Source organism: Pseudoalteromonas sp. MEBiC 03485, from assembly GCF_004195145.1.
In the GTDB taxonomy this organism is placed as follows: domain Bacteria; phylum Pseudomonadota; class Gammaproteobacteria; order Enterobacterales; family Alteromonadaceae; genus Pseudoalteromonas; species Pseudoalteromonas apostichopi.
Genome location: NZ_SGBT01000001.1, coordinates 1 through 14,929, shown reverse-complemented (window position 1 = coordinate 14,929; position 14,929 = coordinate 1). Strand labels below are relative to the sequence as shown.

Sequence of the window (14,929 nt, the reverse complement as noted above, 5' to 3'; positions counted from 1 at the left end):
TGTTAAATAGTAAAATAACCGGAAATGCTGAACGATTACAAAAAAGTGCATTTTTTTAGCAAAGATATTTTGCTTAATTATTTAGCTAGATTAAAAAATAACGTATATTTAGCGTGTTTATAATCTGTGTACACGTGCTTAGAAAAGAGAAGTTGCAATGCAAAGAGTATTAGTCGTCGAAGACAGTAAAGTAGTACAGCAAGTGTTACGTCATCTCGCTGCTCACTATTTAGATGTAGCTGTTGACTTTGCGTGGTCTTTAAAAGAGGGCGTCTCTTTAATATCAGAGCACGATTACACCTTAGCCTTAGTCGATTTAACGCTACCTGATGCGATGAATGGCGAAGTAGCTAAATACACCTTATCAAAAAATATTCCAACCGTGGTCCTGACATCAAAGATTGATGAATATATTCGCCAGCAAATGTTAGAGCTTGGTGTAGTAGATTACGTGGTTAAAGATAACCGTGATTCATATCATTATGCGATAAAGCTTGTTGCGCAACTACTTAGAAATGATGGGAGTAAAGCGCTAGTAGCCGATGACTCAGTACTAAGCCGCACTTTAATGAAGCAAATGCTCGAAAAGCAATTATTTGATGTACGCGATGCCCAAGATGGTGAGCAAGCATTGCAAATGTTAAAAGACGACCCTGAGATTAAGTTGTTACTTACAGACTATGCAATGCCAACAATGGACGGTTTTGAGCTAGTTAAAGCGGTACGAAATTTCCGTGGTCGTGATGATTTAGCAATTATCGGTTTATCAGGTGCCGGTAAGCATGGTTTATCGGCGCGATTTATTAAATACGGCGCTAACGACTTTTTAACTAAGCCGTTTATGAATGAAGAATTTCATTGCCGTGTTATGCAAACCATGGAGCAGCTTGCTTTAATAGCCGATATAAAAGAAAGCGCCTACCGCGACCATTTAACTGGCTTGCATAATCGTCGCTATTTTTATCAATACGCAGAAAAATTACTTAAAAATGTTGAGCAAGAAAACGTACTGGCCTTGCTTGATATCGACTTCTTTAAAAATGTGAATGACCAGTTTGGTCATGAAGCAGGTGATCAGGCTCTAAAACAAGTGTCTTCATTTTTAAAGACTAAATTTGATGACTTCACTATCGCTAGAATTGGCGGCGAAGAATTTGCAGTGGTTCTGCACAATATGAACTTAGCTAACGCAGAATCTAAACTCAATATTTTCAGAGAGCAGTTAGCGAGTCATGCTTTTTCAATTAACGGTGAGCCTTATTCATTAACGATGAGCATCGGTATGACCCTATTCCAAAAAGTATCACTTACAGCTGCGATGCGCATTGCTGACAAAGCCTTATATCAAGCCAAACAGCAAGATCGGAACTGCTTAGTTCAGTTATAGTTGTGCTTAATGCACCAGCGCTGGCTAATTGTTAAAAAAATGCACCATTAGGGTGCATTTTTTTTGTGCAAAAACTAGTTTTTATTAATAAGTAATTGAAATTAAAGAATAAAAAATAATGGCACAAAGGTTGGATTGTATAAACCAACAGGATAACAATAAGCGTCCGAAGGGGGCCACTATGAAAATGATTAGTGCAATAATAAAGCCATTCAAACTTGATGATGTACGTGAAGCATTGGCTGATTTAGGCATTGAGGGGATGACAGTTGTTGATGTAAAAGGCTTTGGTCGTCAACGCGGTCATACTGAACTATATCGTGGAGCTGAATACCAAGTCGATTTTATTCCAAAAATCAAACTTGAAATTGCAACTCGTAGCGAAAATTGTCAACGCGTAGTTGAAACCATCACAAAAATTGCTTCAACAGGCAAAATTGGTGACGGCAAAATTTTTGTTTACGACTTAGACCAAATCGTTCGTATTCGTACGGGCGAACTAGATGAAGAAGCAATTTAAGGGGGAATTATGGAAAACACTATCGTAGAGTTGAAGTTCTCACTCGACACTTTTTACTTTTTAATGTCGGGTGTTTTAGTAATGTGGATGGCGGCTGGTTTCGCTATGCTGGAAGCAGGTTTAGTGCGTGCAAAAAATACAACAGAAATCCTAACTAAAAACGTTGCACTATTTTCTATTGCCTGCACTATGTTTTTATTAGTGGGTTACAACATCATGTATGTTGATAATGCAGAAGGCGGTTTCATTCCTTCATTTGGCGCATTAATTGGCACTCAAGCTGCTGATGCGGACCACTCTTTAGAGTCTGATTTCTTCTTCCAAGTTGTGTTCGTAGCGACGGCTATGTCAATCGTATCTGGCGCGGTGGCTGAGCGTATGAAGCTATGGGCATTCTTAGTTTTTACTGTTGTTTTAACCGGTTTTATCTACCCAATCGAAGGTTACTGGACTTGGGGCGCAGGCTTCTTATCTGAAATGGGCTTTGTTGATTTCGCTGGTTCTGCAATCGTTCATGGAGCAGGTGCTGCGGCAGCGCTAGCTGGTGTACTTTTCCTAGGTGCTCGTAAAGGTAAATACGGTAAAAACGGTGAAATCTATCCAATTCCAGGTTCTAACTTACCGTTAGCAACACTTGGCACATTAATCCTTTGGATGGGGTGGTTTGGTTTTAACGGTGGTTCACAACTACTTGTTTCTGACGCTGAAAATGCAACAGCAGTAGGTAAAATCTTCTTAAACACTAATGCAGCAGCAGCGTGTGGCGCTATTGCAGCACTATTCGTGTGTAAAGTGTTATGGGGTAAAGCTGATTTAACTATGGTTCTAAATGGTGCATTAGCAGGTCTTGTAACAATTACTGCTGAGCCAGCATCACCAACTCCATTACTTGCTTGTTTACTTGGTCTATTAGGTGGCTCACTGGTTGTGTTTAGTATTGTTGCGCTTGATAAAGCAAAAATTGATGATCCAGTGGGTGCTATCTCTGTACATGGTGTGTGTGGTTCATTAGGTATCATGCTAGTACCACTTTCAAACTCAGATGCAACCTTTGTTAATCAATTAATTGGCTTAGTATGTATCTTAGGGTTTGTGTTCATCGCATCATCAATCGTGTGGGCAATCCTGAAAAATACCATGGGTATCCGTGTTACCGAAGAAGAAGAGTTGAACGGTATGGATCAACATGACTGTGGTATTGATGCTTACCCTGAGTTTGTATCAGTTCGCAGTAACTAATCTCAGTGCGTGCAGTAGCACGTACCTAACAATATCATTGTGTGTTCAAATCAAAGCTCTACTTAGGTAGGGCTTTTTTGCATTTAAATAACTTTTTTCTAATAAGCGAAATAGTTATTTTTGAACTATGCTTTAAATTCCAAACTAATAAGGAAAAACTATGGATAACAAACTCTTACTTATAATCATTTCACTATTTTTACCGCCTGTGGCAGTATTTTTAAAAGCAGGTGCAGGCAAAGACTTAGTGATTAACATTATTTTATGCTTCATCTTTTTTATACCAGCAGTGATCCACTCGCTATGGCTGTGTACTCGCTAAACGAGTTTAAGTGACTGTTAATTTTACAGGTGTTAACATTGCGCTGTTTAAGGTGTATTCCTGTAAAATTAACTGACCAATAGCGAACTCAATGGCTGATAAAAAAACTCCTGCAAAAAAGTCGTCTAGCAAACCTAAGGCGACATCAAAGAAAAATACCACTAAGCGCTCACGCGCACCCAAAGGCCCAGCTAAAGCCAGTGTAACAAGAAAACTTTGGTCAATCTTTTGGAAGCTTTCGCTCGCATTGATTATTGCTATGGTGCTGTATCTAATTTATTTAGATGCCAAAATTACCCGTCAGTTTGAAGGCAATAAATGGCAGTTACCAGCACAAGTTTATGCCCGTGCAATGAGCTTTTATCCTGGGCAATACTTGTCTCAGCAAGAGGTTATTTGGGAATTGAACCGCTTAAATTACTCATCTGTAAATAAGCTAAGCCGTACCGGTCAGTATGTTAAATCAGCCAATAGTATTAAAGTGTATCGCCGTGAGTTTGAGTTTTATGATGGCCTAGAAGATTCACAAGTAATTGAGCTGCGCTTTTCGGGGCAAAAGTTAGCAACAATCAAAGATAAGTTTGGTCGTCGTTTAAACAGCGCGCGATTAGAGCCGGTACAAATTGCCCGAATTGGTAATGACTCAAAACAAGATCGTGAGTTTGTACCGCTTGATAAATTTCCACCGATGCTAAAAGACACTTTGCTGGTGGTTGAGGACCGTAATTTTTATCAACACCACGGCGTATCTGTGTGGTCAATTATGCGCGCTCTATACAGTAATATTAAAGCTGGTAGAACAGTGCAAGGCGGTAGTACCTTAACTCAGCAATTAGCAAAGAATATTTATTTAACCCGTGAGCGATCGCTGGTGCGTAAGTTTAATGAAGCGCTTATCGCATTAATATTAGATTATCGCTACAGCAAAGATGAAATATTAGAAGCCTACCTCAATGAAGTGTATTTGGGTCAGTCTTACAATCAAGGTGTTCACGGTATGGGTCTTGCCGCTGAGTTTTATTTCTCAAAACCTGTGGATGAACTTGAATACGATCAAATTGCACTGCTTGTGGCTATGGTCAAAGGTCCCTCGTATTACAACCCGCGTCGTTATAGCGAACGTGCAATGGAGCGCCGTGATCTCGTACTTCGTTTAATGGTTGAAAATAAGCTTATTGATACTCGAGAATACCGCGCGGCGTTAAAGCGTCCTATTGATATTGCACCGATGAAAGACAGCCTGCAAAAGTCATATCCGGGTTACTTAGAGTTGGTTAATCGCGAATTAAAACGTTTGTTACCAGATCAGCAGGTGTTAGATGCTGGGGTACGTGTCTTCACCTATTTTGACTTACAAAAGCAAACAGCAATGGAAGAGTCGGTTGAGGCAAGTCTACCTTATCTAGAAAGACGCCCTAAAACAGAAGAGCTTGAGGCGGCGATGATCTCTGTTAATGTTGAAAAGGGTGGGGTCTCAGCATTAGTTGCAGGTCGTGACGTACGTTATTTTGGTTTTAACCGAGTGCTAGATACTAAGCGTAACATTGGCTCATTAGTTAAGCCCGCAGTTTATTTAACTGCATTTGAAAGTGGCAAATTTAATGTTGCCACTTTAGTGGATGACTCGCCGCTACAAGTGACTAATGAGCAAGGTAAAGTATGGCAACCTGAGAACTTCGACAAGCAGTTCCGCGGATATATGCCATTATATAAAGCATTTAGTAATAGTATTAATATTCCTGCAGTTAATACTGGTCTTGATGTTGGTGTAGATAAAGTGGCCGATACCTTGAAGCGTTTAGGTGTAGAAGGGCGTATTGATCAATACCCATCATTGCTTTTAGGTGCACTTGAGCTTTCTAGTTTTGAAGTGGCACAGCTTTATACTACCCTTGCCGCAGATGGCCAGTACCGCGAATTAACGTCTATTTCAGCGCTGACAGATTCAGTAGGTAAAGTACTTTATAAACATGAAGTGGCTTCGCAAAAACGCTTCGACGATGCATCAATTTACATGACCAAGTACGCAATGAAACGCGTGACAAAAGACGGTACCGCTAAACGTTTAAACGCCCACTTCCCATCAATCCAACTTGCAGGTAAAACAGGCACTAGTAATGATTTACGCGATAGCTGGTTTGCCGGTTTTGACCAAAACACAGTTACTGTTGCATGGATTGGTCGCGACGATAACAAGAGCACAGGTTTAACAGGCAGTGTTGGTGCACTAGAAGCCTATATTCGCTACCTTAAACCACTCAACCCTGAAGCCATAGCGGATACTCGTCCAGCTTCTATTCGTTGGGCCTTTATTAACGAAGAAACCGGTCTGCAAGCGCCTCCGGGTTGCGGTAAAGTTGTGCAGCTACCAATCCGTGTCAGTGAGTTTGAGCCCAGACCAACTTGTGTTAGAGATTAATAACACCTTAAATAAACGAATTGGCAAAGAATAAAAAAAGCCCCAGCATTGAAAAATGCTGGGGCTTTATATTAGCTTTCTTAACGCTTATTAAAGCTTCGCGAATGCGCGCTCTGCTGCTGTAATAGTATCGTTGATCTCTTTTTCAGAGTGTTCAGCACATACAAAGCCAGCTTCGAATGCAGAAGGAGCTAGGTAAACGCCTTCTTCAAGCATTAAGTGGAAGAACTTTTTAAAGCGCTCTAAATCACACTCAGTCGCTTGTTGGTAGCTAGTTACTTTTTCTTTGTCAGTAAAGAAGAAGCCGTACATGCCACCTGCGTAGTTAGTTGTAAGTGGAATACCTGCTTTTTTCGCAGCGGCTTCAAAGCCTTCACAAATTGCTTTGCTCTTAGCTTCTAGTTCATCGTGTAGACCTTCAGCGCATAATAACTCAAGCGACTTTAAGCCTGCAGCCATGGCAATAGGGTTACCTGATAATGTGCCTGCTTGATAAACTGGGCCGACAGGTGCGATGAAATCCATGATTTCTTTCTTACCGCCAAATGCACCCACTGGCATACCGCCACCGATTACTTTACCTAGGCAAGTAAGGTCTGGTTTGATGTTGTAGTAAGCTTGTGCGCCACCTAAAGCAACACGGAAACCTGTCATTACTTCATCAAAAATAAGCACTGATTTGTATTCATCACACACTTCACGTAGACCTTCTAAGAAGCCAGGTACAGGTGGAATACAGTTCATGTTGCCAGCAACTGGCTCAACGATGATACAGGCAATGTCATCAGCGTATTTTTCGAAAATTGCTTTGACTTCATCAAGGTTATTAAACGACACCGTTAATGTGTGCTTAGCAAAATCTTCAGGGATGCCCGGTGAATTAGGAACGCCCATTGTAAGCGCGCCTGAGCCTGCTTTTACTAGTAGTGAGTCGGCATGACCGTGGTAACAGCCTTCAAACTTTAAGATTTTGTCACGGCCAGTGAAGCCACGCGCTAAGCGAATTGCACTCATGGTTGCTTCAGTACCAGAGCTTACCATACGCACTTTTTCGATTGATGGTACGAGCTCTTTTACTTTCTCGGCCATTAAGATTTCAGTTTCGGTTGGCGCACCATAGCTTAAGCCATTTTCAACGGCTTCTAATACCGCTTGTTTAATAGCTGGGTGGTTGTGACCCATGATCATTGGTCCCCATGAACCAACGTAATCGATATAACGGTTACCATCAGCATCAAAGGTAAAAGGACCTTCAGCTTTAGTGATGAATAAAGGAGTACCGCCAACGCCATTGAAGGCACGAACTGGTGAATTAACACCGCCTGGGATTGATTCTTGTGCGCGATTAAAAAGATCTTGGCTAATTGTCATGAATAGTCCTATTGGGTTGTCACGTTAAATGAGTTGGTTTGCAAGGGCTCAAAGAACCCAAAACGAAGCGTGTTAGCTATTACGTTTACGGCTGAACCAAGGCACGTCGACTTCATATTGCTCAACTTTGTCGGCAACATCTAAGGTTAGAGCAAACAACGCCATGCGAATTAACACGCCATTTTGTACTTGGCGAAAAATTGCTAGGTTGTCGTTGCTATTTAAATCGTTATCTAGCTCGTTTGCTTCTAAACGGCTATCTCTAGGAAGTGGGTGCATCAGTACTGAGTTGGGCTTACAGTGTGCGTTGTAAATTGCTTGGCTGATACGAAAACCACCACGGTATTTGTTAGCTTCTTCTTGTGAAGGGAAGCGTTCCTCTTGGATACGGGTTTGATACACAATATCTGCCGCCAAGTTGCCTTCCATTTTATCCACTACTTGTATTTTATGACCAGCGTTATCAACAGCATCCAAAATGTAGTCTGGCATTTGCAAGCCATCAGGTGCCACCATAGAGAATTTTACGTCTTTATAATGACAAAGTAGTTTAGATAGAGAATGTACAGTACGGCCATATTTTAAATCACCTACAAGGGCAATATGCATACCGTCGATACCTTGGTCGAAACGACCAAGTTCACGTTCGATGGTTAGTAAGTCAAGCAAGGCTTGTGTCGGGTGCTCATTCGAACCGTCACCGCCATTGATAACAGGTACATCGCAACCTGTGGCAAATTCAGCAACAGAGCCTGCGTCTGGATGGCGCATTGCAACTGCATCTGCATACGCTGAGATTACGCGAGCTGTATCATATAAAGACTCACCTTTTGCTAACGCAGAGCTTTGCATGCCCGTGGTTTCACGAACTAAGCCACCAAGTAAGTTAAATGCAGTGCCGAAGCTTACACGGGTACGTGTACTTGGCTCGAAGAACAAGTTCGCTAAAATTGCGCCTTCTAAAACATTGGTGCGCTTTTGCTTTTTAGCATAAGGCTCCATTTTCTTAGCAACTGCAAAAATACGTTCAATACAATCTCGATCAAGCTGATTGACCGACAGGATATTTTCACCTTGGAAACTTAGCATGGGGTTTGTTCCTAATTACATTTATTGGGCGCTGGCGCTCGGTATGGGAGGCCGCATAAATTTGCGCAGTACTATAGCAAATTTTTAGCGTACACAGCAGCAAATTATAAGTTAGGTTTAATAATTGCCAGTGCCACTATAGCTAAAAGGATGAGTACTGGAACTTCATTAAAAATACGGTAAAAGCGATCGCTTCGTGTATTACGGTCATGCTTAAAGTCAGCCAGTAATTTAAAGCAGTAGCCATGGTAGATGTAAAGAATAATTACTAACACAAGTTTGTAGTGCAGCCACATGCTGTATCTAAACCAATCACGGCCATATTCAAAAATAGTGAGTACGCCAAACACCAGTGTTAAAACGGCAAACGGTGTAACAAAATAAAGTAAACGACGCTCCATTACTTTAAGCATTGAGTTACAGGCTTTTTCTTCACTCATTGCATGGTAAACAAATAGTCTTGGCAGGTAAAAAATACCTGCAAACCAAGCAATCATAAAAAATACGTGGAAAGTTTTATAAACTAATAGTGCAGTCATTTAAGCATCCATTTTAATTGTTATAACAAGCTGTTACGTATGGTAAGGATATGTCTGATTTGGTCCCAACGCAAAAGTCCCATAATTTGTTGGTTATCAAGCAGGTTGTAAATATACACTGCACCGCTGCGCTTATCTTTTAGTAAGTCAAAGGCATCGGCTAAAGTGGCTTGGCTACTTAAGCCCGCAAGGCTAACATATTTGATATTACTTTCTTGGTCAGACATCAAACTTAAATCATACTCTGCGAGGCGGTAGCCATTTTCTTCATCATGAACAATAAGAGGGGTTTGGCTATCAAGGGCATCCAGCGACTCTTTGATTTGTTGTTTGTCGTCACTGTAGAGTAGCTTGAATTGTTCATCCATTTCATCCATCACCCCGACTTTTTGCAATGCTTCGGTGGCTGGTGATATTTGATATTCAAGCCCTTGGAAATCGAGTTGTTGCATAAAAATAGAGCGGTTACCAAAAAACTGCAGTGCAGTGACATAGGCCGTTGAGATCACAATCATCGCAGGCACAATAATCTCAGGACTTGAAGTTAACTCCATAACCGTGGTTAAAGCTGCAAGTGGTGCGTGTAATGTCGCGGCCAATAACCCTGCCATGCCAAGCATGCTATAGGTACCTGTGATATCAACGCCTGGGCTAATAAACTGTGCAAAAAAGGCCATTAAGGTGCCCATCAAAACTCCTAGCCCAATAACAGGGCCGATGATTCCGCCGGGGATACCTAAACCAATAGCAAACAAGGTGGCGAGTAATTTGGCAATCAAGATGGTTGTTAAAAACTGCACATCGTCAGGTGATTCAATAGCAATAGTAATAGCACTCATACCAGAGCCCATTGCATGAGGGACCATATAAGCAATCAAGCCCGCGATAAATCCTGCCAGTAATAGGCGAGGAAACATGCTAAGTGGTTTAAATGTGCGAATTATGAGCATTAAGTTTTGGTTAAACGCATAAGCAACAGCGCCAAGTGCCATACCAAAAATGATTAAAAATGGATAATGCCAACCACTCAATGGGTTCATGGTGATAAGCGCAAGCTCTGAAGCATCACCGAAGACAAATTGAGTTGCTAATGCCCCTGTAACCGCTGCAAGCATGATGGGCACGAAAATATGCACTTTATATTCCCTGAGCACCACCTCCATTACAAATATGACGGCTGCTAGTGGTGTATTAAACGATGCGGCAATACCAGCCGCGACACCACAACCCGTAAGAGTGCGCATTGCATTATGGGGAAGGTGTAACTTGTCGGCGAGTAAACTGGCACCTGTTGCGCCCATATGTACTGATGGACCTTCTCGACCAACTGAAAAACCACTAATTAGAGCTAGTGCACCACCGACAAATTGGTTGACCGTGTTATAGAGCGGCATATGACCATAATGTTTTTTAATGCGGTGTATTACGAATGGGATGCCAAGGCGATAATGCTTAAAGCCTGTTAAGGCGGCAAATAAGGCAATTAATAAGGCTGCACCAACAGGCATTATCACCCGTTCGTAAGTTGGTAAAGTGGTAAAATCGTCGGGCTTATCTAAAAATAAGCTTTGAAAAAACATGATGGTGAGGCGAAAAAGTATGATCAACACTGCCGCAATTAACCCTGCACTTACACCAAGTAAGCACAATTGCACAGATGTTTTAGGCTTTGCTAGGCGACGTCTTAGTCTCTCAAGCCACATGCATATTTCCTCACAGCACTTTTGAGCTGCAGTTTAGCAAATCAAATTCACTAAGTCGTTGGAATTTTATAATTTATCCGCATTTTGGGTAAATTTAGCTAATCTGTGCTGTTGTTAATTTGCTTCGTTAATTCAGGTAAGCGAGCGGTAATTGCTTTAGATAATTCATCTACAAGCGGTGCGTGTTTTTTATGAATAACTGTGTTTATAGCCAATTGTCTTAAGATAACCACAGAGAAGTCATTTTGAAAAGTGTTGATATCGCTATTCAGTGCAGGGTAGAGCGCATAATCTAGACGGCCTTTTTTTAACATTTTAAGGGTATGGCTTAAGTCTTCGTTATTAATAATTTCTGCCTTAATATCAAACTCGCTGAGAATTTCGGTATCACCAATAGAGCTCATAATTCGATTATTTGGTTTAGCTAAAATATCCCGGTCACATGGCCTTGATTTTCGACACAAAAGTACCAAGTTTATAATGCCAAGACTTGGCTCAACGACAATCACGTTGTCGAACTTTTTTAGGTTGCTTTTTGAACGCACAATATCACCGTCAACCACGCCTGCGTTCAATAGCAATACGCCTCTTCTAGCCGGGGTTGCTTGCATCTGAACCTTGATATTTAAATCACTATAAACATCAGCCATTATTTCTTTAAAAGGAGTGATGCGAGGTATATCTATATAGGTTAACAACAATTTTTTTGGCCGAGAGTAGTTTGTTGCTAAAGAACTAGTGCCAGCAAATAAATCATTGAGTAAAGTGATTTTAGCCTGATTTTCCGCATTATCTCTCATACCAATCACTAACGGGAAGTCTGGAAACTGAGTCACTATTTTTGGCTCTGGGAAGTTCTGCTGCCTTGCAAAGTAATTAAGAACTTTTGGCGCACTAATCGCAAAATTAATTTGCTTAGTTTGCATTAAGTGAAACAACTCTTCATCGTTTGTTGTTTTTACTATGCTGTCTTCATAGGATTTGATTACTTTTTTGATAACATCAGGGTAGGTGTAGGGCCCAACAACTCCTACTTTATTTTCACTAAAAAGCTGTTCAATATTTTCAAAATCCTGTGGGTTTGACTGGGTAGTAATAACCGCTATTTGGGAGTTTAAGATAGTTGGTGAGGCAATAAAACCAGGCATTATTTCTGAAGGCCAAGCAGGATAATAACCAAGGTAGCCTGTTAACTCGGCTTTTTTTATAGCATCCTGCCAAGGTAAGTATTCAACCTCAAGACTTATAGATTGTTTAGCAAGCGAGCTTCTTAAAAAAGCGATGGCATCTCCGCCATTTTCCATTTCACTGCTAGCATATGGAGGGAATTCTAGTGAGGTTATTTTCCAAGTTTCTTGTAACCTTGTACTAGCCGCTGAAGATGAGCTGAAAACAAGTATAATAAGAGCATAAAAACAAGTGCGCATGGTAAAAAGTTTTTATTAATTGTTTAATAAGTATACGTCTAAATTAGATTTATTATCAGTATTTATTTGCTTATTTACAGCTCATAACATTACAGCTAAAGCAGTGATGCTTTTGGTTATACATGCGTTTGTCGGCCATGCTTAGCAATTCATCAAATGATTGAGCATCGTCGGGGTATAGTGCAAAACCAACACTCGCTTCAACTTGCAAATCACCAAACTCAGATTTTATAGGCGCTTTAATTGCACATATCAAGCGTGATAGCGCACGGTTTATTTGTGCTTGGCTCTCTATGTCGGTAACAATAACCACAAACTCATCTCCACCAATGCGTGCAACGCAATCGGTCTTGCTAGCTGTATCTTGTAAGCGTTTGGCAACCTCTACCAAAACTTTATCCCCCATAGCATGGCCATGGCTATCGTTAATCGGCTTAAACTTATCAAGATCAAAGTACAAGCAACCTACTTTAGAGCCTGTCTTTTCAACCCGAGCAAATTCTTGTTTGATGAAACGCTCAAGCGCATTTCGGTTCGCTAAACCAGTAAGATGGTCTGTTTGTGCCAGCTGTCGTATTTTTTTCTCTGCCATAACTCGTTTCGTAATATCGAAATTAACGCCAATCATACGGTTGCCGTATATTCTGCCATCAGCATTGATATAGCGGGTTTTGCCAGAAGGCAGAACTATTTGAAACTCTGCGTGGAACTCTTCGCCATTTAAGATCGCGAGTTTTAGCTTGTTGGTCACGTCTTCATATTCATCTGGATGCAGGCTATTTGCCCAAGCTGAATAGTCCCCTTTAAATTCTGATTTTGGGATCTCGAATAAGGTATGCATCCAGTCATCCCAAATCAGTTCGTTAGTATCAAAGTTCCATTCCCATATGCCAATATGTGCGGCATCAGCTGCCATAGACATACGCTGGTGTAAGCTTTCAAGCTCGCTTTTAGCTTGTTTTAATTCAGTCACATCTTCAGATACATCCAGTAAATATTGTGCTTTACCGTTGCTGTCTTTTATTGCGAGTTTACGGGTTTTTAGGTAGTGAGTATTGCCATCGATAGTGATTGGATTTTCATCGATAGTAAGGGTGTCATCTCCTTTTAATACATCGCGATCGGTTTGCACGAAGCTGACTGCTTGTTCATTACTAAAAATATCAAAGTCATTTAAGCCGATTAGTTGATTTTTACTTTTACCAAGTAGTTGCTCACCGGCCTTATTTACATGGCTAAATGTTAAATGCCCAGCTTCTTTCACAAACAACATAATTGGCAAATTATCGAAAATAGTTTGCGTAAAGGCTTCTTGATTTCGAATATCAGAGAGATCTTTTATGGTTGCAACATAAGGTCCGGACTCTTTTTTACCAATTGAACTGATTGCTAAAGTTATAGGAAACCGCTTTTTGTTCGCTCGTTGTCCTTTTAAAAGTCGGCTGGTCCCTTTACCTGCACTTTTTTTGCTAAGCTGTGAGTCTCGTAAAATTTCATCAAGTTCTATAGAATTTTCCGGTATGAGAGTGCGAATATGTTTACCAATTAAGTCGTGTGGTTGGTAACCAAAAATGTGGATAACAGCAGGGTTGGCAAATTCAATTCTCCCTTCATTATTAAAGCTAATAACCGCATCTTTTACCGTACTAAGCACAGCTTTTAATTTTGCCGATAACAAGCTCCTTGCTCTGAGCTCAACAACACCCAGTACAAGCAGGCTTAATGCTGCAAGAATAAAAATAATAAGTTGAGCTAACGTTGAGTAGTCATGGTTCGTAACATAAGTGGTATATTCAGTTTCAAAAACCGACATCGATATCATGCCGATGTAATGCATCCCCGAGATTGCACTGCCCATTATCAAGGCAACGACCAGATTCATTCGTGTTTTATGAACGCCTTTGGCAAGTCGAAAATCATTAATCTTTAGTGCGATACCTGATAAAACAATAGCTACGAGAATAGACAAAGAGAACAGCCAAGGTTCATAGGCCATTTTTGCAGGTATAACCATCGCCATCATACCAACAAAATGCATACAACCGATTCCTGCACCCATTAAAATACTTCTGAAGAATAATCCTTTATCCGTTTGTAAGGCAGGGGATAGTACGATGTAACTGGCAAATACACTTGGTAAAATTGAGACCAAGGTGATGCTAATATTGTATTCAATAGGGATGGGTAAGTTATATGCAAGCATACCAACAAAGTGCATTCCCCAAATCCCTATTCCTAAAAAGCAAGAAGCCATGATGGTCCAGACCTGACTTTCATTTTTTAGATAAGAGTGCTTGATACGGGCAGATAATAAAAAAGAAATATAGGAAGCGAATATGGCTATGAGGATTGAAGCAGAAACGAGTAGTAAATCGTAGTCTGCCGGAATGACCTGTGCACTGTTTAAGTGATCAGTTATAAAGTGAAGCTTGAAGTGCTCTATCACAATTACCTTTCCTCAGTGCAAAATATCGCCAGCTAAAATGTAGTACAAATTAACTTTAGTCCAATACAAATAGGTTAGCCAATTGTCCCGCTAAATTGAGTTGCCCCATGTGGATACTTGATTAAAACACTCGGGTATTAGATAATTGCAACCATTATTGGTTTTGAGGGTTTTGGTATGTCAGATGAGTTGCCAATCAAGTTCAGCGATGCAGCGGCTGTTCGTGTTAAACAGTTAATCGAAGAAGAAGAGAATCCAGATCTTAAACTGCGTGTTTACGTCACGGGGGGTGGTTGCTCAGGATTTCAATATGGTTTTACTTTTGATGAAAAAGCTAACCCTGGCGATTTAGAAATTGTAAAAAATGGTGTGACACTAGTTGTTGATCCCATGAGTATTCAATATCTGGTTGATGGTACTGTTGATTACACTGAAGGGCTTGAAGGTGCACGCTTTTTTGTGAATAA

Annotated in this window: 12 protein-coding genes; 6 read left to right on the top strand and 6 right to left on the bottom strand. The window is 40.7% G+C overall.

What is annotated here, in order from left to right; genetic code table 11:
* Positions 1-157 precede the first annotated feature (157 nt).
* From EVU92_RS00060 to mrcB, 5 genes are all read left to right on the top strand, one after another.
* Positions 158-1,387, top strand: coding sequence for a diguanylate cyclase (locus EVU92_RS00060; RefSeq protein ID WP_130049528.1), 1,230 nt, complete (start codon positions 158-160; stop codon positions 1,385-1,387).
* Positions 1,388-1,568: 181 nt separating this feature from the next.
* On the top strand, positions 1,569-1,907 hold the full coding sequence (locus EVU92_RS00055; RefSeq protein WP_054554260.1) for a P-II family nitrogen regulator: 339 nt from the start codon (positions 1,569-1,571) through the stop codon (positions 1,905-1,907).
* A 9-nt stretch (positions 1,908-1,916) separates the two neighbouring features.
* A complete protein-coding gene (locus EVU92_RS00050; protein ID WP_130049527.1) occupies positions 1,917-3,146 on the top strand; it encodes an ammonium transporter in 1,230 nt (409 codons plus the stop codon).
* 160 nt (positions 3,147-3,306) lie between these two features.
* A complete protein-coding gene (locus EVU92_RS00045; RefSeq protein WP_082401591.1) occupies positions 3,307-3,468 on the top strand; it encodes a YqaE/Pmp3 family membrane protein in 162 nt (53 codons plus the stop codon).
* Positions 3,469-3,559: 91 nt separating this feature from the next.
* Complete coding sequence (gene mrcB / locus EVU92_RS00040) at positions 3,560-5,887, top strand: penicillin-binding protein 1B (protein WP_130049526.1); 2,328 nt, start codon at positions 3,560-3,562, stop codon at positions 5,885-5,887.
* Positions 5,888-5,977: 90 nt separating this feature from the next.
* On the opposite strand, the gene hemL is transcribed toward mrcB, so the two are convergent.
* From hemL to EVU92_RS00010, 6 genes are all read right to left on the bottom strand, one after another.
* A complete protein-coding gene (hemL, locus tag EVU92_RS00035) occupies positions 5,978-7,258 on the bottom strand; it encodes a glutamate-1-semialdehyde 2,1-aminomutase (protein ID WP_130049525.1) in 1,281 nt (426 codons plus the stop codon).
* Between the two features lie 72 nt (positions 7,259-7,330).
* The gene (locus EVU92_RS00030; protein WP_130049524.1) at positions 7,331-8,347 is read right to left on the bottom strand and encodes an aspartate carbamoyltransferase; all 1,017 of its coding nucleotides are present in this window, start codon (positions 8,345-8,347) and stop codon (positions 7,331-7,333) included.
* A 104-nt stretch (positions 8,348-8,451) separates the two neighbouring features.
* Positions 8,452-8,886: a CopD family protein gene (locus EVU92_RS00025; protein WP_130049523.1), complete on the bottom strand. Its 435-nt coding sequence runs from the start codon at positions 8,884-8,886 to the stop codon at positions 8,452-8,454.
* A 20-nt stretch (positions 8,887-8,906) separates the two neighbouring features.
* A complete protein-coding gene (locus EVU92_RS00020; RefSeq protein ID WP_130049522.1) occupies positions 8,907-10,589 on the bottom strand; it encodes a chloride channel protein in 1,683 nt (560 codons plus the stop codon).
* Between the two features lie 98 nt (positions 10,590-10,687).
* Complete coding sequence (locus EVU92_RS00015; protein ID WP_168989991.1) at positions 10,688-11,893, bottom strand: transporter substrate-binding domain-containing protein; 1,206 nt, start codon at positions 11,891-11,893, stop codon at positions 10,688-10,690.
* A 193-nt stretch (positions 11,894-12,086) separates the two neighbouring features.
* Positions 12,087-14,462 (bottom strand): diguanylate cyclase, encoded by a 2,376-nt coding sequence (locus EVU92_RS00010; RefSeq protein WP_130049520.1) that lies wholly within the window; start codon positions 14,460-14,462, stop codon positions 12,087-12,089.
* Positions 14,463-14,639: 177 nt separating this feature from the next.
* Here EVU92_RS00010 and erpA point away from each other — a divergent pair.
* Positions 14,640-14,929: iron-sulfur cluster insertion protein ErpA (erpA, locus tag EVU92_RS00005; protein ID WP_130049519.1), on the top strand; the 290-nt coding region annotated here is incomplete at its 3' end.

What these genes read in the sequence shown, in the direction of transcription:
- EVU92_RS00050 (WP_130049527.1), top strand. Translation starts at nt 1,917, where the DNA reads ATGGAAAACACTATCGTAGAGTTGAAGTTCTCACTCGACACTTTTTAC.
- EVU92_RS00020 (WP_130049522.1), bottom strand. Translation starts at nt 10,589, where the DNA reads ATGTGGCTTGAGAGACTAAGACGTCGCCTAGCAAAGCCTAAAACATCT.
- EVU92_RS00025 (WP_130049523.1), bottom strand. Translation starts at nt 8,886, where the DNA reads ATGACTGCACTATTAGTTTATAAAACTTTCCACGTATTTTTTATGATT.
- EVU92_RS00015 (WP_168989991.1), bottom strand. Translation starts at nt 11,893, where the DNA reads ATGGAAAATGGCGGAGATGCCATCGCTTTTTTAAGAAGCTCGCTTGCT.
- EVU92_RS00030 (WP_130049524.1), bottom strand. Translation starts at nt 8,347, where the DNA reads ATGCTAAGTTTCCAAGGTGAAAATATCCTGTCGGTCAATCAGCTTGAT.
- EVU92_RS00055 (WP_054554260.1), top strand. Translation starts at nt 1,569, where the DNA reads ATGAAAATGATTAGTGCAATAATAAAGCCATTCAAACTTGATGATGTA.
- EVU92_RS00060 (WP_130049528.1), top strand. Translation starts at nt 158, where the DNA reads ATGCAAAGAGTATTAGTCGTCGAAGACAGTAAAGTAGTACAGCAAGTG.
- EVU92_RS00045 (WP_082401591.1), top strand. Translation starts at nt 3,307, where the DNA reads ATGGATAACAAACTCTTACTTATAATCATTTCACTATTTTTACCGCCT.
- mrcB (WP_130049526.1), top strand. Translation starts at nt 3,560, where the DNA reads ATGGCTGATAAAAAAACTCCTGCAAAAAAGTCGTCTAGCAAACCTAAG.
- hemL (WP_130049525.1), bottom strand. Translation starts at nt 7,258, where the DNA reads ATGACAATTAGCCAAGATCTTTTTAATCGCGCACAAGAATCAATCCCA.